The sequence below is a fragment of the uncultured Ferrimonas sp. genome, assembly GCF_947489035.1.
Lineage (GTDB): Bacteria > Pseudomonadota > Gammaproteobacteria > Enterobacterales > Shewanellaceae > Ferrimonas.
Genome location: NZ_CANLCI010000001.1, coordinates 1 through 22,553, shown reverse-complemented (window position 1 = coordinate 22,553; position 22,553 = coordinate 1). Strand labels below are relative to the sequence as shown.

Genomic DNA, 22,553 nt, shown 5'->3' with positions numbered 1-22,553 from the left:
CTGATCTAACAATCCAATGGCAACAATTCAGCAAAACAGATGACTGAAATTCATCAATTGGCACGGCCCGATCATCGTGTCGATCTTAATCTCTACCGCGTTTTTCGAGCGGTGGCGGAATCCGGCTCGACCTCGGCGGCCGCGCAGCAGCTGCATCTTACCCAATCGGCGGTGTCCCATGCCTTGGGGCGGTTACGCACGCAGGTGGGGGATCCGCTGCTGGTGAAGCAGGGGCGGGGTCTGGTGTTGACTCACCATGGCCGCGATATTTTGCCCAAGGTGTGCATGGCTTTAGACGGTTTGCAGCTGTGCCAACGCAGCGGCGATAGCTTTGACCCAGCGCAATCGGATCTGGAGTTTCATCTGGGCTTTCGGGATCTGTTAGAAGCGATGCTGCTACCGCCGTTAATGGCGCAGTTGCAGCAGCTGGACTCCGGCATCAATTTGGCCGCCAGTCGGGTACGCGGCAGCGAATTAGAGCAGCAACTGCGTGATGGCAACGTGGATGTGGTGGTGGACATAGAGCAAAGCGTTTCAGAGCAGATCGCCAGCCGTCGTTACGGCAGTGAACCGCTGTGTGTGGTGGCGCGGCCGCAGCATCCGCAGCTTAATGCTGGCCAGATCACCATGGCGGATTATGTGGCCGCTGGCCACGTGCTGGTGACGCTGGAGCGGAGCGAACGCACCTTTGTCGAGCAGCGTATGGAGGGGATCGGCAGCAAACGTAAGGTGCGCCTGTATTGCGAAACCTATTACGCCGCCGCCAGTGTGGTGGCTCAAACGGATCTGCTGCTTACGATGCCACAGAGTTTTGCGCGGCAATTAAGCCAGCAACTGCCGCTGCAAGTGGTGCCGTTGCCGTTTGCCTGCGAACCCTTGCCAGTGCGGCTGTACTGGCGCCGTGCTAACTCGGAGGAACCGGCGATCCGCTGGTTGCTGGACAGCATTGTCCGCTTAGCGCCGTAGCGGGGGCAGCGTCGGCATTGCCCGCTACGGCAGCGTAGTGGTTAAAAGCTGGCGCCTAACCACAGCCACAGTTTGTCGGTATCGACTTTGCCGGCGGCGGCATCACCGGCGTTGTACATGGCGAACTTCACCCCGGCCACGTAATGTTTGGCAAAGGGGTGGGTGTAGCTGACATCCCATTCGCTGCCCAGATCGTCCACCCCGGCACTGGCGTTTTCGGCATCAAAGTTGTGGTAAGTCACGCCCCAGGTGCCTTGCAGTGCTTTGCCGCTGACGCCGAGGTAGTAATCCTCGAGCCCTTGGTTGGGCGTGGCAAGAAACTGATCGGCCCAGCCGTTGAACTTATGCAACGTTGCCAATGGCGTACTAAAGCCGTAATTGCCCCCGTCGGAGCCCAGCACCTCTAAGCCCCCTTTAAAGTTAAGGCCGCGCCAGCCCACCCCAGCTTCCACCAGATAGTAATCGCTATCGAAGCTGCCGTTGTTGTTATCGGCGTCTTGCATGGCGTATTCCAGCGCATAGCTGAGGTTCAGATGATCCGCTTGGCGCTTCCCCGCAAAGCGGATGCCGTAGGTGTCGTGATCAACATTGTTGTCGTCGTCACTCAGCAGGTAGGCGTAACCGCTGATCTTACCCAGATCAGTATTGACCGAGGCATTCAGCAGGTGATCGTTGGCATCCACATCTCGTTCGTCGGCAAAAATGCGGTTGCGCTGATTGATGTAGGCGTATTGCAGCACCACGCCGCGCGCGATGCGCCAATGCAACGAGGCGGCATCAAAGGTTTGCCGATCTTGGCGCCAGCCCACATGGCCAACGTAACGCTGGTTATCCAGCACCAATACTTGGCGGCCAAGGGTGGCGTTCATTGCGTCGTTTTGATAGCGAACAAACGCCTGATCCAGTTCGGTGGTTTCCGGATCGGCAACGGTGGAGTAATTGGGGTTGGAGCCCAAGCCATCGTTGTAATCATCCACAAACACTTCGCGGGAATCTTCAAATTCAAGTAAGCCGCTGAAGCCACGGTAGCTGCCGCTGGTGAGGGTAAGCCGAGTGCGTAGGGTTAGCGCATCGGCGTCTTTTAACGCATTACTTTGATCAACGTGTTCATAGCGCAGGCGCAGATCCAGTTTGACCTCGCCATCGTCGATAAGATCGGCGGCGGTGCTGGCGTAGGCCAATGTTGGCAGAGCTGTGAGAACCATGACCGGCAGGGTGATGGTGGTACTGAGTTTTTTCATATCTCCTCCAATGAGCTAAGACGCTCGATATCGGTTAAATGGCGATACCTTTGAAACGTTGTGGTTGTTTTCCTCTCTTGAAACCACGCTTTAGGGTAGTAGCCAACACAGCAAAGCGCGATGTGGCCTGCATTTCAGCGTAATAGTCGGTGGCAACTATTCTCTTTAAATCGACGCTGCGGCATAATGCCGCGTCAAAATTTTAAGGATCCCGAACATGCCATTATTGAAAGCGTTGACCGACCGCTCTGGTAACAAATGCGAACTGTGTGCCGCTGAGAACGATTTGAGTGTGTACGACGTGCCGCCATCAGCAGGCGCCGATTCCGATAAAGCGGTACTGGTATGTGCGACTTGTGTCGCCCAGATCGAAGACACCGATAACATGGACGCCAACCACTGGCGCTGTCTGAACGACGCCATGTGGAGCCAAGTGCCAGCGGTACAGGTGATGGCGTACCGTCAGTTGTCGATGCTGGTAAGCAACGGCGAAGCTTGGGCGCAGGATCTGCTGGACATGATCTACATGGAAGAAGAGACCAAATCTTGGGCTGATTTCGTGTTGGCTAAAGTGGCCGCTGAGCAGGGCGAAGCCTGTGTTGATGAGCTGGGCGTTAAGTTGGCCGGTGGCGACAACGTTTACCTGATTAAAGATCTGGATGTGAAGGGGTCTTCCATCACCGCGAAGCGCGGCACCACCGTGCGCGGGATCTCGCTGACCAACAACCCAGAACACATTGAAGGCCGCGTTAACGGTCAACGCATTGTGATCTTGTCGAAGTACGTGCGTAAATCGTAATCGGCTGTTGCAGCGAAAAGGGAGGCCATTGGCCTCCTTTTTTTGTGCCTGAGTGTTGCCATTGGTGCCTCAGTCAGCACCGCTACGGACGGATTGTACTGTGCTTTTTTCAACGCTGTTGGCGCTGGGGGGCATCGTTCACCAAGCCAAGGGCGCTAAAAATGAGCGTATTTTTCTATTTCATGGCTATTTTTCTGCTCAAAAATAAATCATTTAATGTTGGTTATCTTATTGATAAATAAGAAATAGATAAAAAAGAGAGGAAAATAGGACAAAGATTCTAGCGCCTGGCTGAGCCAAAGGCTGGAGTGACGCCAGCGATCCCCTCTAAGTTGCTGAATAAGGTCAATTGTTGTGCAGCTCTGCCATGCCGAGCTGGCGCAACAAACCAGTCATGGAAGTACAGCAAACATAGGGGATCCATATGTCGTTTCCATTAACATCAACCAAGGTGCCGAAGCGCGCCGCAGTGGCCACCGCCGTTGCAACCTATCTGGCATTGTCTGCCGGAGCCAGCGCCCAAACCCAAGATCATGGGGTGTTCAAACCCACCCTGATCGACAGCGCCCAGATCGCGGCGATGCAACAACGCGCCCAGCAAAAAGCGCAGTTCTATCCGGGCCAGCACGGCCTTAACACGCAATTGGGTGGCGGCAACGCCGAGCCGGTGTTTGAAGCGGAAGCGGGGCTCAGTGGCCCGCAAACCTACGTGGTGCAGTTAACCGATGCGCCAGTGGCGTTGTACGACGGCAGCGTGGCCGGTTTGGCCGCCACCAAAGCCTCGCCACGGGGCAACTACGTTCAAACCCAACACTTTAATGCCAACAGCTCGGCGGCCACCGCCTACCGCAGCCACCTGCGAAACCAGCAGCAAGGGGTGCTGAGCCAAGCGGCAGCCGTGGGCGCCAACCCAACGGTTAAGCGTCACCTCACCGTAGCGCAAAACGCCATGGTGATGGAGATGACCCAAGCGGAAGCGCAGGCGATGGCCAGCGTCAGCGGCGTGAAGAAGATCAGCCGCGCCCGTACCATGCAACTGCACACCGACCGTTCTCCGGCGTTTGTGGGGGCCGACAAGGTATGGACCGGCGACGTTGCGGGGCTCAGCGGCAAGTACCTGGGTGAAGGGATGGTGGTGGGGATCATCGATACCGGCATCAACACCGATCACCCGGCGTTCTCAGACAGTTCTGAAGATGGCTATGTCTACCCGACCCCAGCGGGTTACGTTGGTGACTGTGCCACCGATGCCGATTTGTGTAACGACAAGCTGATTGGGGTGCACTCCTATTCCGTTATTACTGACGTGTACAGCGCCCCAGAGTTCCAAGCGGAAGATTGGCGCGAATGGGAACCGGCGCAGCAGATCCGCCCAGCCAACGGCGAAGACTACAACGGCCACGGCTCGCACACCGCCAGCACCGTTGCCGGCAATCGCATCAGCGATACTCCGTATGTAGTGTTTGATGGTTCCGCCACCAGTGATGGTATTGATACCGGCGTTACCTTTGCCCAAACCGCGGGCTTAGCGCCGCGAGCGCAGATCATCTCGTATCAGGTGTGTATGCCCGGTGGCGCTGGCGATCCTTACGCCGGTTGTCCGGAAGAAGCGCTGCTGGCGGCGATTGAAGACGCCATCCTCGACGGCGTAGACGTGATTAACTTCTCCATCGGCGGCAGCGAAGGCTTCCCTTGGAGCGATCCGGTGGAACTGGCGTTCTTGGCCGCCCGTGAAGCGGGCATTAACGTGGCGGCTTCCGCTGGTAACAGCGGTCGATTTGGCTACTACACCAGCGATCACACCTCACCGTGGCTGACCTCGGTTGGCGCCACCAGCCACGACCGCGTGTTTGATGCGGCAGTGAAAACCATGGATGGCTTCGTTGGCGGTAACTTCCAACCGTGGCGTGGCTTTGAGGGCAAGAGCTTCAGTGGCGGCATTACCGCACCGGTGGTGTACGCCGGTGACTATGGCGATCCTTTGTGTGAAACCCCCTTTGCCGCAGACACCTTTGCCGGTGAAATCGTCTTGTGTGATCGCGGCAACATCGCCCGTGTCGCCAAAGCCGATAACGTCCTTGCAGGCGGCGCTGGTGGCTTTGTCCTGCGTAACATGAGTTACGACGAAACCGTGGTGGCCGACGTGTACCCACTGCCGGGCATTCACATCAGTTTCTTTGATGGTCGTACCCTGTTTGATTGGATCACCGATGGCGCCGAAGGCGATCACACCGCCACCATTTCCGAAGCGCAAAACACCTATACCCTTGATAGCGCCGCAGGGGATCTGCTGGCGGACTTCAGCTCCCGTGGCCCAAGCATCACCAACCGTGATTACCTGGTGCCGGACTTAAGCGCACCCGGGGTGGGCGTGTACGCTGCCTATGCCGATGATCAGCCATTTACCGCTTACCCATCGGCGATGGATTGGTCGATGCTCAGCGGCACCTCGATGGCGTCGCCACAGGTGGCCGGTGCCATGGCGCTGATCCAACAAGCGCACCCAGATTGGACTCCTGCCGAGATCCAATCGGCGCTGATGACCACCTCCAACAGCGAGGTTAAGCTCGGCCAGTTTGACTTTATCTCCACCTGGTTTGACGCCGGTGCCGGTCGCATTCAAGTGGATAAGGCGATCAACGCCGGTTTGGTGCTGGATGAAACCGCCGCCAACTACCGCGACGCCAACCCACAAGCCGGTGGCAACGTCAGCTGGTTGAACACCCCAAGCATGTCCAACATCAACTGTCAGGGCAGCTGCAGCTGGTTGCGAACCGTGCGAGCAACGCGCGACGGCAGCTGGACCACCGAAGGGCTGGGCAAGTTCTCTGATGCGGGCTTGATTGATGTGGTGGTGTCGCCAGCGTCATTCAGCTTGGCCGCCGGTGAAAGCCAAGTGGTGCAGATCACCGCCACGGTGCCGGACTTTACCTCGTTGAATAACGAAGAGGGTCGCTTCCAAACTCGCACCGACAGCGATGGCCTGTTCTTCTTTGGTCAGGTGAATTTGATTGAAGAGGGCGGCGATCGCCAACACCTGCCGGTAGTGGCAGGCTTTGAACGGGGCCAGCTGCCGAAGTCGGTCAGCATTGACGCCAACAGCAACAGCGATCAATCCCACATCCGTGGGTTATCGGTGCCCTCTACCGACGATCTCACCGCCACCAGCTACCCATTAGTGGCCCCCACGGTGCTGTCTTGGCAGATGAACGGCGGGGTCGGCGGCGATCTGGCAAACCCATCGCCAGAGCAGGGGATCACCCTGTTTAACGTTGAGGTGCCCGAAGGCAGCAAACGCTTAATCGTTGAAATTCAAGAAGCCTACCCAATGATTGAAGAGGGCTTACCAAACAGCCCATTCATCAACATCGGCTTTGATGAAAACGGCGACGGTGAGTTTGCGGACATGGGCGAGTTCATTGGCGAAATGATCTGTAGCTCCACCCACGACACCTTAGATAACTACTGTGATATCACCAACCCTAAGGCCGGTACGTACTGGGTGATGGTGCACAACTTCCGTAGCCCAGAATACCCAGAGGATTACACCGATCAGGTGAGCGTGGGTTATGCGGTCATTAACGCCGACAGCGAAGCCGCCGGTGAGATGACGGTTGTGGTGCCTAACTCGGTGGATGCGATTGAACCTTTTGATGCTCAAATTGGTTGGAGCCTGCCGGAGGCGGAGATCGGCTCGGTCTATTACGGTGGCATCGAGGTGTCTAGCTCCGCTGCAGCCGATGGCGACATTGGCTTTATCGGCACCAAGATCACTCGCGGTGAAGATCTGACCGCACTGAACGTCAGCAAAGACAGCACCAAAGTGGGCGACATCTTGGATGTCACCATCGAGGTGAAGCCCAACATGACCGACGCCGAGCGCGACTTTGAGTTGGCGCTGACGCTGCCGCAGGGCCTGACCTTGGTACCGGATAGCCTGATCAGCAACGACATGGCCACGCCGTTCTTAACTGAAACCGAAACCGGGTTGCAGTTGCAGGGCAGCCAAGCCAGCTCAGCTGACGTTGGCCGTGAGTACGTGGTTACCACCAGCCGCGAGTCCGAGCAGTGTCGCTTGCCGTCGGTGGATCCGCAATCCGATGGCAGCTACGAGAACTTGGTTGAGTTTGGCTTGTTGCCGGTAGAGTGGTTTGCAGGCGACAGCGAAACCGAGATGTTCCAGATCCCCATCGATTGGTTATTCCAAAAGAGTGGCATCGACATCCCGCTGTACGGCGCTGAAAGTGAAGGTTACATGTCGATCAGCCCAACCGGTTTGATCAAATTTGACCGCTTCTTCTGGCCACCGCGTTTCCACGCGCCAATGGATTACGGCTTCCTGTCGCGGGCGATGTCGCCATTTTGGCGTGGCAGCTTTGAAACCAGCTACGACGGCGCGCCTTACCAACCGAAAGGGTTAACCATTGCCGCGATTGATGGCGACGCTAACCCGCACTTAGGTGAACTGCTGTTCTTAGAGTTCGATAACGTCAGCGACAAAAACAGCGGCGATGAGTTCGACTTTGAGCTGGTGTTGCGTGGCGGTTTGGACTTCAGCGAAGGCAAGTTCGAAATCATGATGGCCTACGACAACTTGGGCAGCGATCTGACCGCCGGCTCTATTGGGGTTCGTGGTTACCACGGTCTGCTCAGTCGTTCTGACGGTGCCGTTGAAGGTTACCTGGATAACAACGTCGGCTTTGACAACCTTGACCAACTGCTCGAAGACAAACTGGTGATCTGTTACGACTACCGTGGTCCAGAGCAAACCGCAATGAACCTGCAACTGCAGTTGCGGGTGGATGAACGAGTAGCGAATCAACAGATGGACATCGAGCTGTACTCTCAAATCGGCCATGCCGAAGCCACCACCGTCACTCACCAAGTGGACGTACGCGGCAACTTGAAGGTGTTGGATCTGGCTGACATGACCATGCAGGAAGAGGGGCGCATCGACAACATCGCCGTCAACTGGTTGGATCAAAACAGCAGCGCCAATGTGTTGGAAGTCAGTGGGGAAGGCGTTACCGCTGAAATCAATGGCAGCAACAGCTTCAACCTGATCGCCGCGCCAAACTTCTTTGGTGACACCACGGTGACCGTAACCGTGCGTGATGGCCAAGTGGCCAGCGATTTCGCCAGCACCAGCTTCAACCTGACCGTGCAAGGCACTGCCGATGCACCAACGGTGATGTTGGCCGCCACCGAGATCAGCGCGATGGAAGGGGATGCGATCACCTTGGACGCCAGCAACTCCTATGACGTGGATGGCGACACCATGTCAGTTACCTGGAGTGGTCCTGGCACCATCGTTGATGCCAACGCGATGATCACCGAAGTCACTGGCTTGCCGGTGGGTGAATCGGTGTTCACCGTCACCATTGACGACGGCACCATGCAAAGTGAAGCCAGCGTTAACGTGTTGGTGGAAGCGCAGCCGGCAGCCGTTACGCCGCCATCCAGCGGCGGTTCTTCCAGCGGCAGCGTGTCGTGGTTTGCCTTGCTGTTGCTCGGCTTGGTTCGCCTGTTCCGCCGTTAATTTAAGATAGTTCCCAGCCAAGGCCTGCAATTGCAGGCCTTTTTTGATCTTGTATGCAAATTGTTAATCGCGCTAAGGTGGCAGTGTTGCCGTTGGCATAACGGCAAACAACATAATAAAAACAATAGACTCAGAAGGTTACTCCTTTGCCCTCCAAGCCCACCGAACCAATCCAACTTGGCCGATGTTGCGTTGATTTTGCTAATAACTGCATAGTTATTGATGAAGATAGCCACCAACTGCCGGCAAAAGTGATGCAGGTGTTGTGGTTGCTCGTGCAGCAACCGCAGCAAGTGATCCCGCGTCAATACTTCATTGATCAGATCTGGGACGGCAATGCCGCCGTGGGGGAAAAAGGGCTAACCAATTACATCTGGAAAATCCGCAAGATTTTAGAGCTTGGCAGCGAAGGCGAAGAAGCGATCCGCGCGGTGCCGAAAGTGGGCTACGTTTTGCAGCTGCCGGTGCGCGCGTCAGTTCAAGTGAGTGCCGCAGCCTCGCCGCAATGGTGGCCAGCTCTGCAACCGTTGGCGGTCGCTGCGGTGCTACTGCTGGTGGTGGCAATGGCGCTGCTGTGGCCGCGTTCAGAACAGTATCTGCTCGAGGATAAACTCACCGATTTCCCCGGCATCGAAGACTACCCCCAACGCCACCCAACGGAAGATAAGCTGCTGTTTGGCTGGGCCAAATCCGGTGGCGTTGGGCAGCTGTATCAGCGTCCACTGCAGGGCGGAGCCACCGAGCAACTGACCTTTGATGATGGGATAAAACTGTCGCCGAGCTGGTCGCCGGATGGGCAACAACTGGCTTACCTGAAATTGACCGAAGGTCGCTGTGAAGTGATGCTCCAAGCGCCAGAGGCGGCGCCGCAACTGGTGGCGCTGTGTCATTTTGGCGGCAACGCCAACCGCACCCTCAGTTGGGCGGGGGATGGCAGCAAGTTGGCCTACGTGGGCAAAGCCGGTAAAGACGCCGCTACGTCCATTTTTAGCTATCACCTTGGCAGCAAACGCGTCTCGCAATTAACCTTTCCCAATGCGTCTGAGCTCGACAGCCTGCCGGCGTGGGATCGCGATGGACAGCAACTGCTGTTCAGTCGCAGCCAAGGCAACGGCAACGCCAAAATCATGCTGTGGCAACAGGGGCAAGAGCTGCAAAGTGTGCGAGCCCAACCACTGCCAACCTTTGCGCTGGGCTGGGGCTATGGTGAGCAATCAATCTTGGCGATCGAATATCAGCAGGGCCAGTTTGGCTTGAACCGACGCAACCTCAGTGGCGAGCTGCTTGATACCCTCTATCAAGACCAAGCGATCACCAACTTCACCGTGCTGGATGACGATCACATCGCCTTGGCCATCCGCAACACCCGTGAATTCACCCAGATCTGGCAATGGGATCAGTGGCAAACGCCGCTGCATGAAGTGCAGTCGTCCGGCCGCGAGCTGTACGGCGATTATCATCCCGACACCCAGCAACTGCTGACCCTGTCGAATCGGCATGGTGCCTTCCAATTGTGGCGTGGCCACATTGATGGCAGCGACAATCAACAGATCACCTTTGCGCAGACCCCGCCGGGGCTGCAAGAGTGGTCACCCGATGGCAGCCAGTTTGCGTACCTGACCGAGCATGAACAGCAATCCAAGCTGTTTGTGCAGACCGTGGGCGGTCTGCCGCAGTTAATCGATCAACCCATCGGTTTAGCCAAAAATGTCGCTTACAGCAGCGATGGCCAGCGGCTCTATTTCAGCAGCGATCGCAGCGGTCAGTGGCAGTTGTGGCGCTGGGATCTCCAACAGCAGCAGTTAACCCAGATCACCGACAACGGCGGGCTCTATGGTCGAGAAAACCGCGATGGCACTGGCCTGTACTTCAGCAAAGTGGATCTGCCCGGGCTGTGGTATCTGGATTTCAGCAGCGGCGAAGTGCAACAGGTGTTAACCGATTTAGCCGCGCCGGATTGGGGCAACTGGGATCTGCATGGGGAGGATCTGGTCTACTTGCGCCGCAGCGCCGAAGGCGATGAGTTACGCTTGGTGGTTGCGGGGGATAACCGCTTATTGAAGCGGCTGCGCCGCGGCGCCATGCGTAAGGATCGGTCGCTGCGGGTGCGTGCGGATACCGTAACGTTAAACCTGCGCCAACGGGTGCAAGGCGACATTGTTGCCATTGCGCGGCAGTAGTTTGCTTCGCTAGAGCTTGTGAGTCAGAGTTGGCCTGATCGCCTGCCCAACGCTAACCCGCCAATCGTCATAATTAAGCCCGCAATCGCGGGCTTAATTGTGGGGGCTGGCTATGGCTGGCTGCTAGTGGCACCAACGGTCGCCGCTGTTCTTGGCCAACTGCTGTTGTTTCAGCAGATCAACCACATTGATGCTGTTAAGGGTCACCGTAGCCTTGATGGCGAAATCGGCTTCGCGCACGGGCATGTTGATCATCAACTGGCCCTGCGCCAATGCCGTGTTTAAGTAACTTTCGGTGGCGCGGGCGGCGTCAATTTCCGCTTGGCATTGGCCGTTGGCACGGGGCAGCTCAGCACCGGCAAGGCGCACCGGCAGGGCATGGGCAAACGGTTGTGGCCACGACGGGATATTGAGCAACAGCGTGTGGCTGTCGAGTACGTTCATCAGTTGGGCAGGGGTGCCAGTACCGATGGGCTGAATGGTCAGCATCGGTTCACTGCTTGGCGGGATCTGCTGGCGGGATTGTTCCTGCGCTAAGGCGTTATCGTAGGCTTGTTGCGCCACTTGCCGCTGTTGTTGTTGCGCTTCGCTGGCGTAGGGTTGGTTAAAGGTTGTGGTGGTATTAAGGCCACAGCCGCTGATTAAGGTGGCGGCAACAGCAAGGTAGATAGGCTTCATGATCGGCATCAACAAGTAAGGATCCCTAAGGTATACCACAGCGGCTTAACCGTTGCGCCGCACGGCATCGGTTAAGCCGCGAAAAAGTCGCAAAAAAAAACGGGAGCCCTTGGGCTCCCGTACTGATCGGCGGCTGAACTTAACGAGTTAAGTACGCCTGCACAAATTCAGTGATCTTCACCATATCAGCGATGGCGATGTATTCCTCGGTGGTGTGCACCTTAGCCATGCCGGTTGACAGGTTAACGGTCTTCAAGCCTTTCTCGTTAAAGATGTTGGCATCGGAACCGCCACCGGTGGATTGCAGCTCTGGCACCACGGCGATCTGCTCGAATGCCGCTTGGATCTGGGCAACAAAGGCGTCATCGTCGGCGATGTTGTAGGCGTTGTAGCTGCGCTCGGTGTCGATGTTAACGCTGGCACCGTGTTTAGCGGCCGCCGCTTCCAAGGTGCTGACCATGTGGCTCACTTGCGCCGCCAGCTTGGCGTCGTTCAATGAACGCGCTTCCGCTTCAAGGTACAGCTCTGGCATCACGATGTTGGTGGCTTGGCCCCCTTTTACCACACCAATGTTGGCGGTGGTTTCGGCATCAATGCGCGACAGGTTCATGTTGCTGATGGCATCGGCGGCCACGGTTAACGCGTTGATGCCTTGCTCTGGCGCCAAACCGGCGTGGGCTGGCTTACCGTTGATGGTCACTTTCAGGTTTTGCTGACCCGGTGCCACGGTGATGATGGTGCCGATAGGGCCGCCGGAGTCCAACACGATCGCTTCGTTGGCGCTGACTACGCTCATGTCGAAGTTCTTCGAGCCGTGCAAACCGCCCTCTTCAAACACGGTAAAGGCCAGCTCTAAGGTTTTGTGCGCTTGGCCGCTGGCCTTGATGGCTCGTACCGCTTCCATGATCGCCGCAATACCGGATTTGTCGTCGCCACCTAAGATGGTGTCGCCCGCGCTGGAGATGATGCCGTTGTTGATCACCGGCTCAATGCCGTTGCCCGGCGTTACGGTGTCCATGTGGCAGCTCATCAAGATGGTGCCTTCTAAGCTGCCCGCCAGTTTGGCGTACAGGTTAAAGCCATTCGACAATTCTGCGGCTACCGGCAGGCGAGTCACTTCAAACCCAAGTTGACCCAATTGCTCGGCCAAGGTTTCCGCAATCTGTTGTTCATTTTGCGATTCGCTGTCGATTTTGATCAGCTCGATAAAGTGCTCAACCAGGCGGTCTTGATTAATGGAAGTCATGATTTACTCAGTAAATAGCGATGAAGGCGGGCAATGTAGCGAAAAATAACGCCATGCAAGGTGAGCTTGGTTGCAAAATTGGCGCAGAGTTCTCTTCGTAGAGTGATCTCGGGTATTTTTACCACAATTGTTAATTGTTGTGGTTCAAGGTGATGTCTGCCGCAGTATTGTGTCGGTAACCTCGGCAAACGTGCTGCGATATGACGATAAATGTAGCGTCAATGGCACTGCGGTTGCAAAGTTGTTGCTGATGTTAATGTTATTGCAAGTGATAACCAAACTCATTACGATCCGTTCCGTCTTTGTTAATGGAGTGGAAGATGAAACGGTCATTTGCGATTGCTGCGGCATTAGCGCCTGCAGTGCTGGCGCCCACCACGGCGTTTGCCAATAGCAGCACCGAACTGGAGCAGCTAAGCCAACAGCTGGCCGCGCAACAGCGGCAGATTGAAGCACTGCAACAGCAGTTGCAGCCGCAGCTTAAGCCGCAAATCGAGGCACTGAGTGAGACGCCAGCCAGCGCCGATCCCCGCTTCAGCTTTTCCTCCTACGGCAACGTGGTGCTGGATAACCGCGTTATCTACCAAAACAGCCAAGACAGCGAAGGCGATCGTCGCACCAGTGCCGATCTTGAGCGAGTGGTGGTGGAGTTTGGCTACCAATTCAGTGATCGCTGGTCGGCGGAAGCGGAAATTGAGTTTGAACACGGCGGCACCGGCGTCACCTTGGAATACGACGGTTTCGATGAGTTCGGTGAATTTGAAACCGAAGTGGAAGCGGGCGGCGAGGTGATTGTCGAGCAAGCCAAGGTGGCATATCAGTACGCGCCGTGGCTCACCCTGCAACTGGGGCGCTTCTATGTACCGGTTGGCATGACCACCATGCTGCACAAGCCCAACCAATACTTTACCGTGCGCCGCCACGGCGATCAGGGCCAGATCATTCCCACCGTGTGGCACGAAACCGGCTTGGGGCTAAAGGGCAACTGGCACAACTTCTTCTATCAAGCGCAGCTGATCACCGGTTTAAACTCGGAATATTTCCGTACCTACGGCTGGGTTGCCACCGGCCATCAGCGCCGCTTCGAAACCGTAAACGCCGACGATTTGGCAATGGTGTTACGCCTTGACTGGGGCGACATCAAAACGGGCTCGGCGTTGGGGCTGGCTTACTACCAAGGCAACACCAGCGGCAACCGCCACAAAACCAACAAGATTGACGCCGATGGCCAGGTGCGGATCTGGGATCTGCACGGCGCTTACGTTGAGGGCCCTTGGACCCTGCGCGGCCAATACCTCTATGGCGAGCTGGACGACGCCGACTTAATCACCCAAGCCAACAAAACCACCCCTGGGCTGAATCCCGGCAACTTTGCCCAGTTGGGCAGCGAATCTGAATTTGGCTTCATCGAGGCTGGGGTTAACGTGGCCCCATGGTTGGGCTGGTCACAGCCGCTGTCGTTGTTCATCAACGGCGAATACAGCAACCCACAAAAAGCGGTGCAGTCTGGCACCGGCACCGCCCGCTTTGAACGCAGCTGGCTCTCTACTGGCATTAACTACCAACCGGTCACGCAAGTGGTGCTAAAGGCAGAGTTTGGCCAAGAGCGAGTAGAGCAGAACAACATTGATGACAGTACCTTTTTCGCGCTGAGCGCAGGCTACCAATTTTCACTTTGATTGAAAGGAATCCCCGAATGAACCCATGGAAAACCGGCTTAACCGCCATCGCTATCGCCCTCTCTGTTGCCGCCTGTGGCAGCTCCAGCAGTGACAGCAGCCCAGCCCCAACCCCGGCGCCAACGGGCTTTGACTTTGATGCGTCAACGATGATCGATAACCTGACCGACAACGTGATGGTCAGCGGTTACCAAAACTTGGCCACGGCCTTGGATAACCTGCATCTAGCCGCCGACAACCTGCGTAACGTCCCAACTCAGGCCAACTTGGATAAGGCCAAGTTGGCGTGGCAGGCAGCTCGTCAACCGTGGGAGCAGGGGGAATCACACATCTTTGGCCCAATTGATGCGTTAAGCATCGATCCACACCTGGACAGCTGGCCGCTGAACACCACCGACTTACAAGCGCAGCTGCTGAACAACAACAGCTTTGATGCCGACACCATCAAAACGTGGAACGACGACGTGCAAGGCTTCCACACCATGGAGTTCTTGCTGTTTGGCGATGGCGTTGCCGACAACAACAAAACCATTGCCGAGCTGACCGAGTCTGAGCGCGAATACTTGGTGGCCTTGGCTGAAACCGCGGCGGATTATGGCGAGAGCTTGGAGAATGCTTGGATCAGTGCCTACGACGGCGGTGCGGCGTACGCCGACAACTTAAAAGACGCCAACAACAACTTCTATGGCAGTGACTTAGCGGTGGTTGAAGAGCTGATCAACGGCATGGTTGGCATTGTGGATGAGGTTGGCAACGGCAAAATCGCCGATCCATTTGGCGCCAGCATTGACGCCGCAGACACCTCGCTAGTGGAATCCCAGTACAGCTGGAACTCGCTGTTGGATTTTGCCGACAACATCCGTGGGGTGCAGAACGTGTACCGTGGTGAGTTCGCCACCGCGACCGATCGCCCTGGGATCATCGACTTTGTTCGTGCGGGCGATGAAGCGTTGGCCAGCCGCATCGATAACGAGATCGCCGCCGCCATTGCCGCCATTGAAGCCATTGGTGGCGACAGCAACATGCCGTTCCGGCAGGCGATCACCGACAACGACGGTCGCGTTCGCATTCAAGCGGCGGTAGATGCCTTATCGACTTTGCAAAGCTCGTTGGAAACCGATGCCATCGCCCTGATGGGTCAATGGAATGGCTAACACGCTTCGGCGTTGTTAATTAACTTGAACGCCCACAGCATGTGGGCGTCTTGCGTGAGTCTTGCCAATGAATACCCCCCCTATCCCTTATCAACACCTGCTGCCGACGGCACTGATGGCGCTGCTGCTCAGTGGCTGTGGTGGCAGTGGCAGCGGTGATGAGCCACCACCGCCAGTGCAATACCCCGATTTTACCGATGTCGTTAACTTAGGTGGCGACACCACCGTGCCCGACGCCAGCAATTCCGGTCATGGTTTCTCAACCCCAGCGCCGAACTTGAGCCAGCCAGAGTTGGCGCGTCATTTGGCCGGTGATGCCCACTTTGAAACCAGCTTCACGACCGCCCCCAACAGCCAACACCCAGAACTTGATGGCTTAGGGCCGGTATTCAATAACTCTAACTGCAACGCCTGTCATCAGCGCGATGGCCGTTCCTCTACCTTAATCAATGCCGATGGCCAGTACCGAGTGCTGGGCACCGCCGCCGGCATTTTTGCGCGGATCAGCCTTAAGCGCGATCACGATTGCAGCGAGCAGAACGCCAGCAACGATTACTGTGCGCCGATCCCGGTGCCCGATTTTGGTACCCAGATGTTCCACCGTGGGGTGTTAAAAGCGCGCCCAGACTGGCAACAACATAACTTTATCGGCCAAGCCGACATTGCCATGGCGTGGCAGCGCAGCGACTTTACCTACCCCGACGGCAGTGTGACGGAGTTGCTGAAACCGGATTTTCGTTTTAGCAATGCCTACGACAGCCCCGACGACATCTCTGCCAGCAGCTTAGGCCAAGCCAATGTGGTGGCGGGGTTGCGTAATGGCATGCCGGTGTTTGGCTTAGGTTTGCTGGAATTGATCCCAGAGGCGGCGATCCTCGCCTTAGCCGATGAAAATGACGACAACAACGACGGGATCTCCGGCCGTCCTAACCGTGTGTTTGATGCGGTGAAAGCGGCCAATGGCGACAGCCTGCCACTGTCGCTGGGGCGCTTTGGTTGGAAGGCCAGCACCCCCAGCGTACGTCAGCAGTCCTTAGGGGCGCTGCGCGGCGACATCGGCATCACCAATTCGCTGTTTCCCCAAGAGAGCGTTGCAGGCACGGCGCTGCACCACGATTATCTGGCGCGCACCCACTACCAAGACAGTGGCAGCGACGAGCAAGGCTTGCCAGAAAGCAGCCAAGCCTTTGACGATGAAGTGGTGTTTTACGCAGAAACCCTTGGGGTTCCGGCTCGTCGCGATGTCGCCCATAGCGACGTGCGCGAAGGGGCACGCTTGTTTGCTGCGGTTAACTGCAGCGGTTGCCACACCCCCAGCTTCACCACCGCCAGCAGCGGTAACTTAGGCGGCGTGGCGGCACCGGCGGGGCTGTTAAATCAAACCATCTACCCCTTTACTGACATGCTCTTGCACGACATGGGGCCAGAGTTAGCCGATGGCCGCAGCGATTTTGTCGCCAACGGCAACGAATGGAAAACTCGGCCACTGTGGGGCATCGGCTTAACGCAAACCGTGAATCCCGCCGCTTGCTTCTTGCATGATGGCCGCGCCTGTACTGTGGAGGAAGCGATCCTGTGGCACGGTGGCGAAGCCCAAACCAGCCGCGATGCCTTTAGCCAGCTCAGCGCCGCCGAGCGCCGTCAACTGTTGGCGTTTGTACGCTCGCTGTAACCTTGGCTCGCACTTTGGCTAATGGCGTGATCTTGCGCCGCAATCTTAACGGCAAAAGGTTGACCGTGGCCCCAGCAAAACATAAGGTGCAATCAAAATGCACCTTATGTTTTTGTCGAGGAACCCATGGCACTGTCATTCACCAAGATTTTCAAAAAATCCGAGCAGCAAGAACCCGCCAGCGAGTTGGTGTTGAACGAGCAAGTAAACGAAAAAGTGGCCGAGACGGAAGCCAAAGCGGCGGCGAAAACCGAGCAGGAAAAGCCCGTTTCTTGCTGCGGCCACTGTTCGTAAATCGCGTATTCAGGCTGCCGTTGCCGCACTCAACGACAACCAAAGCAGCGGGTAATGAGCCCTGTTGCTGAAAAAAGCCGCCATCATACTCCTCTGTTGATGGCGGCTTTTTATTGCCTAAATTCCGTCCACAATCTACCAAAATGGTGGATGTCTACTTCGCCAATAAAGCCAACGTCGGCCAAATTGCAGCAAAATAAGCTTAACGTCGGCAAATAAGCAGGCATTAGGTTACTTCGTTGTCGTGCCAGCTTGTCCGATCCCGCCAAAAAAATTGTTATAAGCCTGCAAACTTTCGTATTACAGCCGCAACTGCATGAAATCCTTTCAACTTCTTAAGAATTGTTGACTTGAACCCGCCCCCTTGTTGGAGGAATAGTTCGCATTTGCGCTTGATCGAAGCATCAAAAACGGCCGACACTGTGCGCCGTGCTTTTTTTCGCCAATGCGTAATTTTGGGAACGACCCGCAGTTGTCGGTGGCGATGCCGATAGGGAAGAAAAAGATAACAAGGACATCAAATGACACACTCAGCTTCACGGCGTCGATTTTTGCGACGCGGTGCAGGGGCGGCTGTAACCGCCACCTTAGGGTTAGGACTACCACAACTGGTTCAGGCGGCTTCTTTCGCCGCCCAAACCACCGCCGCGAGCGGGGATTTCAAGGCGCTGATCTACCTGTTCCTGCAAGGGGGCAACGACAGCTTCAACATGGTGGCCCCGAAAGCCCCAGGGCCACTGCGCGATCGCTACCAATCGTTTCGAAAAAAAGGCGCCATTGCCGCCGATAAACTGGTGGCCATCAACCCCAGCGACGCGGTCACCATTGTTGGCGGGGAACAGTACGACGGGTTTGGCATGCACCCCAATTGCGCCGATTTGGCCGCCATGTTTAACCAAGGCGACTTGGGCGTTGTCGCCAACATGGGCAATCTCGTGGCGCCCACCAGTCGGCAACAATATCTGGACAGTGCGGTTGAACTGCCGCCGCAGCTGTTCTCCCATGCGGATCAACAGCGTCAATTTCAAAGCTCGCCATCGGTGCAATGGCAACAAGGGGTCGGCGGCGCCCTAGCGCAGCAACTGGCCAGCTTTAATCAAGATCAACAGGTGTCGCCGTTGATCTCGTTAGCCGGGCGCAACACCTTTCAAGTAAGCCAAGATCCGACCCTCAGCACCTTTGCTCTGAGTGCCAATGGAGCCTTCACGCTGCGAGGCTATTACAGCGACCGCAAATCGTTGCTGGATAACTTAATGCAGGTCAACACCGATCACCTGATGGCACAAAAACACCTGGATACCCTGCAAAACGCGCAGCAAGCGAAGAACATCATCGAGCAGGCTTACGCCATCGCCGACAACAACGGTGTGGATTACGATCAGATCTTTGCTCGCCATAACGCCGGCAGCAGCGACGTGGGCCAACAGCTGAAAACCGTGGCGAAGTTAATTGCGGGCCGCGACAGCACCAGCAACCGCCGCCCGGTGTACTTTGTCAGCATGGGCGGTTTTGATACCCATCAGAACTTGTTGCCAGAGCATGCGGATCTGATGGCGCAGCTGAACGGCGCTTTAGCGGCGCTGCGCGAGGCGCTGGTGGAGCAGGGCGATTTTGATCAGGCACTGACCTTTGTCGGGTCGGAATTTGGCCGCACCTTTATCCCTAACGGCGACGACGATGCCGCGGGCACCGATCACGGCTGGGGCGGTCACGCCTTGGTGATGGGCGGCATGGTGCAGGGCGGAAAAATCTACGGCAGCCACCCCGATCTGCAGGTAGGGCAGGGCTTAGACAGCGATAAAGACAAATCCCGAGGCCGGTGGATCCCCACCACCGCCACCAGTCAGTGTCATGCGGTAATGGCCAACTGGATGGGCGTTGCGCAGTCGGACCTGACCACACTGCTGCCAACCTTAGCCAACTTCAACGATCCGTTTTCAACCGCCGCCAATCTTGGCTTTATTCAGGGAGGCGCACTGTAATGAGCCAACGTAATTTGTGGTTATTGGCGCTGGTGTTTGCACTGAGCGCCTGTGGTGGTGGCAGCGACAACGAGAGCCCGGAGCCTGAGCCGGAAGTGCCGGAGCAGCTTCCGCCGCCGGAGGAAACCCCGCCGCCGGAGGAAACCCCACCGCCGGTGGAAACCCCGCCGCCGGTGGAAACCCCGCCGCCGGAGGAAACCCCACCGCCGGAGGAAACCCCACCGCCGGAGGAAACCCCACCGCCGGAGGAAACCCCACCGCCGGAGGAAACCCCGCCGCCGGAGGAAACCCCGCCGCCAGAGGAAACCCCGCTGGCCAGCGTTACGTTATTGCCTGCTGTGGCCAGTGCCTTTGAGCACAGTAACCAGATCGCCAAAGTGATTGTGGAGCGCAGCAATGGCGAGGGTGAACTACTGATCAACTATCAACGCAGCGGTGCCAGCAACAGCGCCGATGGCTCGGTGAGCGCCGATGACTATCAGCTGCGTTACAGCGATGGGGGCGAAGTGGGGGCGCAAATCCAGTTACTGGATCAGCAAACGCGACGGGTGATTGAGATTGTGCCCAACGTCGACGACACCGTTGAAGTGCCGGAAACCTTAACCTTAGCGCTGCTTGACGGTGATCGTTACCAGCTTGGCAGCAGCCTAACCCAGCAGGTGCAGATTGCTGATGCCAGCAACGACAGCGGCAATTCCAAGGTGTTTTTAGGGCAATTTGGCCCCCAAGGCAGTGCGGTAACCAGCGCCAGCGGCTCGTTAAGCTTGATTGTGAACGGCGACAATACCGAAGCCACGTTAAGTTACAGTTTCAGTGGCTTAGGCGCAGAGCAAACCAATCAACACATCCATTTAGCGCCGGAAGGCGGGGTGGTGAAAGGGATTGAACAAAGCGGCGATGTCACCGGTTATCGTTGGCTGCTGGAGCCTTCTGGGGTCTTTAACACGCGTCAGCAGTTGCTGGATGCGCTGTTTGCCGGTGAACTGTACCTCAACATCCACAGCGCCGATTATCCCCACGGGGAGATCAGCGCCACCATTCGCTATCAAAGCGATGTGGAAGCCCCCGCCCAGGTGCCCCTAAACGCCGAGCAAGTGGATCGGGACATCATCCGTTTTCTGAACCAAGCCACTTTTGGGGCAACGCCGGCACAATACCAACAGCTGCGGGCAGCAATTGAGGCCGATGGCAGCAACCGCTTGGCGGTCTACGAGCAGTGGATTGAGCAGCAGATGAACACCCCACAAAGCTCGATGTTGGCGTTGACCGATCGCAGTTATCAAGCCATTGGTTACAACCACGGTTACTTCTATCGCCGCGATGCCTTTTGGACGATGGCGGCGCAAAGTAACGATCAACTGCGGCAGCGAATGGCGTTTGCGCTCAGCCAGATTTTGGTGGTGAGTGATGCCATGCCAACCATCGCAGAGGCGCATCGGGGGTTGGCGGACTACTGGGATACGTTGGGGGCGCACGCCTTTGGTGATTATCGACAGCTATTGGAACAGGTAACCTACCATCCGATCATGGGGATCTGGCTTAGTCACCTGCGTAATCAAAAAGCCGATCCTGAGCAGGGCTATTTCCCCGATGAAAATTACGCTCGCGAGATCATGCAGTTGTTCAGTTTTGGCTTAGTGCAGCGCCACATCGATGGCACCATTAAGCTGGATGGCAATGGCTTGCCGTTGCCCACCTACAGCAACGACGTGATCCAGCAGTTGGCGCGGGTGTTTACCGGCTTAGCGATGGGATCGCGCAGCAGCAACGGCCAGCGGGTGGTAAACACCCAGTTTGATCTGGATAACGACGTGGTTGATCAGCAATACCGCTGGACTGAACCGATGGTGTTCTTCCCGCAGTACCACGATTTTGGCGAGAAAACCCTGTTTACCGATCAAGGCTCCAGCCTCATTGTCGGTGGCGGCAATGGCAGCGTGGCGGCGGCAGAGCAAGAGCTGGATCGGGTGCTGGACGCGATGGTGGCTCATTCGAGCACCGCGCCTTATCTGTCGCGGTTGTTGATCCAGCGTTTGGTGAGCTCGAACCCAAGCCCCGCGTACGTTGCGCGTGTTGCCACGGCGTTTGGTCACCGTGGCGACATGGCCGCGGTGGTGAAAGCGATATTGCTGGATGTGGAAGCGCGTAACCCGAACCACATGCAATCGGAGCAGCAGGGCAAAACCAAAGAGCCGGTGCTGCGCTTTAGCCAGTTATTCCGCTTGTTGGATGCCCGCTCTGCAACCGCCCTTGGCAGTGGCGGCATTAACTTGGCCGAGGTGAACCACTATCGCAGCGGCGCCACCTTGTTGCGAGTTGGCGACATGGACATTGGCCAAGCGGCATTAGGGGCGTCGTCGGTCTTTAACTTTTACTCGCCGGACTTTGCCCCAACCGGGCAGCTGGCCAGTAATTCGTTGGTGGCGCCAGAGCTGGAGATCAATACCGAATCGCAGATGTTCGCCACCATGAGTACCCTCTACAACTTACTGAGCGAACGCGGCCTGGTGCGAAAAATCAATGGCAGCAGCAACGGCTACGACAGCGACGATGTGCGGGTGCGATTGAACCCAGACAGCTTGCAGCAGCTGTGGCAGCAGGGCGGCAGTCGGGCCGAACAAGCAGCGCGAGTGGTGGATCATCTGGATTTTTACCTGAATGCTGGCCAGCTGCAATTAACCGGCGCGCAGGAGCGGCAGGTGCTGATTGATGCCTTGATTGAGGCTGATGACGGCTGGATGATGGACTTGTCGGTGTATGGGATCACCAATGCCCCAAGCTCGACGGTGCAGCGTTAACCGCGGCGCATCATCAGCGGATTAGGCGCTGAATGACGCCCAACTGAGTTGGCACCACCCAACCACAAGCCCCAGCAATGCTGGGGCTTTTTGGGGCTGTGTACCAATTAGCTGTTGAACTTATTGTGCATGACCAGCTGCGGCATAAAGATCATTGCCGGGACCGCTCGGCGGCGGGCAAGGGACTCGTCCCTTTGCAATCCCGAGCGCCTCCGAGGTGACGACTGCCCCTCGTTCTCGCAGCATTGCGTTACAGCAACGGCCAGATGCGCCATCCATGGCTTAACTGGCCTCTGCGGCATCCTGCCTTCGGCTTTACTTCATC

General features: G+C 56.8%; 13 protein-coding genes. 10 read left to right on the top strand and 3 right to left on the bottom strand.

The window, feature by feature from the left end; all coding sequences use genetic code 11:
* Window positions 1-39 precede the first annotated feature (39 nt).
* The gene (locus Q0796_RS00065) at window positions 40-966 is read left to right on the top strand and encodes a LysR family transcriptional regulator (RefSeq protein ID WP_298438964.1); all 927 of its coding nucleotides are present in this window, start codon (window positions 40-42) and stop codon (window positions 964-966) included.
* 41 nt (window positions 967-1,007) lie between these two features.
* Here Q0796_RS00065 and Q0796_RS00060 read toward each other — a convergent pair whose 3' ends face one another.
* Complete coding sequence (locus Q0796_RS00060; protein ID WP_298438962.1) at window positions 1,008-2,207, bottom strand: alginate export family protein; 1,200 nt, start codon at window positions 2,205-2,207, stop codon at window positions 1,008-1,010.
* A gap of 217 nt (window positions 2,208-2,424) precedes the next feature.
* On the opposite strand from Q0796_RS00060, the gene Q0796_RS00055 reads away from it, so the two are divergent.
* The 3 genes from Q0796_RS00055 to Q0796_RS00045 all read left to right on the top strand — a co-directional run bounded on the left by Q0796_RS00055 (window position 2,425) and on the right by Q0796_RS00045 (window position 10,725).
* Window positions 2,425-3,006 carry an alkylphosphonate utilization protein gene (locus Q0796_RS00055; protein ID WP_298438960.1) on the top strand — a complete coding sequence of 194 codons (582 nt, stop codon included), beginning with the start codon at window positions 2,425-2,427 and terminating at the stop codon, window positions 3,004-3,006.
* A 424-nt stretch (window positions 3,007-3,430) separates the two neighbouring features.
* Window positions 3,431-8,545: a S8 family serine peptidase gene (locus tag Q0796_RS00050; RefSeq protein WP_298438957.1), complete on the top strand. Its 5,115-nt coding sequence runs from the start codon at window positions 3,431-3,433 to the stop codon at window positions 8,543-8,545.
* A 146-nt stretch (window positions 8,546-8,691) separates the two neighbouring features.
* Entirely contained in the window at window positions 8,692-10,725 is a 2,034-nt protein-coding gene (locus tag Q0796_RS00045) for a winged helix-turn-helix domain-containing protein (RefSeq protein ID WP_298438954.1), read from the top strand.
* Window positions 10,726-10,848: 123 nt separating this feature from the next.
* Here the strand turns inward: Q0796_RS00045 and Q0796_RS00040 are convergent, their stop codons facing one another.
* Together Q0796_RS00040 and Q0796_RS00035 are read right to left on the bottom strand one after the other, a co-directional pair.
* Window positions 10,849-11,418, bottom strand: coding sequence for a hypothetical protein (locus Q0796_RS00040; protein WP_298438952.1), 570 nt, complete (start codon window positions 11,416-11,418; stop codon window positions 10,849-10,851).
* A gap of 124 nt (window positions 11,419-11,542) precedes the next feature.
* Window positions 11,543-12,649: a M20/M25/M40 family metallo-hydrolase gene (locus Q0796_RS00035; protein ID WP_298438950.1), complete on the bottom strand. Its 1,107-nt coding sequence runs from the start codon at window positions 12,647-12,649 to the stop codon at window positions 11,543-11,545.
* Between the two features lie 320 nt (window positions 12,650-12,969).
* Between Q0796_RS00035 and Q0796_RS00030 the strand changes: the two genes are divergently transcribed.
* The 6 genes from Q0796_RS00030 (at window position 12,970) to Q0796_RS00005 (ending at window position 22,228) form a co-directional block, all read left to right on the top strand.
* Window positions 12,970-14,328, top strand: a complete 1,359-nt coding sequence (locus Q0796_RS00030) for a hypothetical protein (RefSeq protein ID WP_298438948.1) — start codon at window positions 12,970-12,972, stop codon at window positions 14,326-14,328.
* 17 nt (window positions 14,329-14,345) lie between these two features.
* Window positions 14,346-15,482, top strand: coding sequence for an imelysin family protein (locus Q0796_RS00025; protein WP_298438946.1), 1,137 nt, complete (start codon window positions 14,346-14,348; stop codon window positions 15,480-15,482).
* Between the two features lie 67 nt (window positions 15,483-15,549).
* Window positions 15,550-17,154: a di-heme oxidoredictase family protein gene (locus Q0796_RS00020; RefSeq protein WP_298438944.1), complete on the top strand. Its 1,605-nt coding sequence runs from the start codon at window positions 15,550-15,552 to the stop codon at window positions 17,152-17,154.
* A gap of 126 nt (window positions 17,155-17,280) precedes the next feature.
* Window positions 17,281-17,448: a hypothetical protein gene (locus Q0796_RS00015; protein WP_298438942.1), complete on the top strand. Its 168-nt coding sequence runs from the start codon at window positions 17,281-17,283 to the stop codon at window positions 17,446-17,448.
* A gap of 521 nt (window positions 17,449-17,969) precedes the next feature.
* A complete protein-coding gene (locus tag Q0796_RS00010; protein WP_298438940.1) occupies window positions 17,970-19,430 on the top strand; it encodes a DUF1501 domain-containing protein in 1,461 nt (486 codons plus the stop codon).
* Window positions 19,430-22,228: a DUF1800 family protein gene (locus Q0796_RS00005; RefSeq protein ID WP_298438938.1), complete on the top strand. Its 2,799-nt coding sequence runs from the start codon at window positions 19,430-19,432 to the stop codon at window positions 22,226-22,228. Before Q0796_RS00010 ends, Q0796_RS00005 begins: the two co-directional genes overlap by 1 nt.
* Window positions 22,229-22,553: the final 325 nt, after the last annotated feature.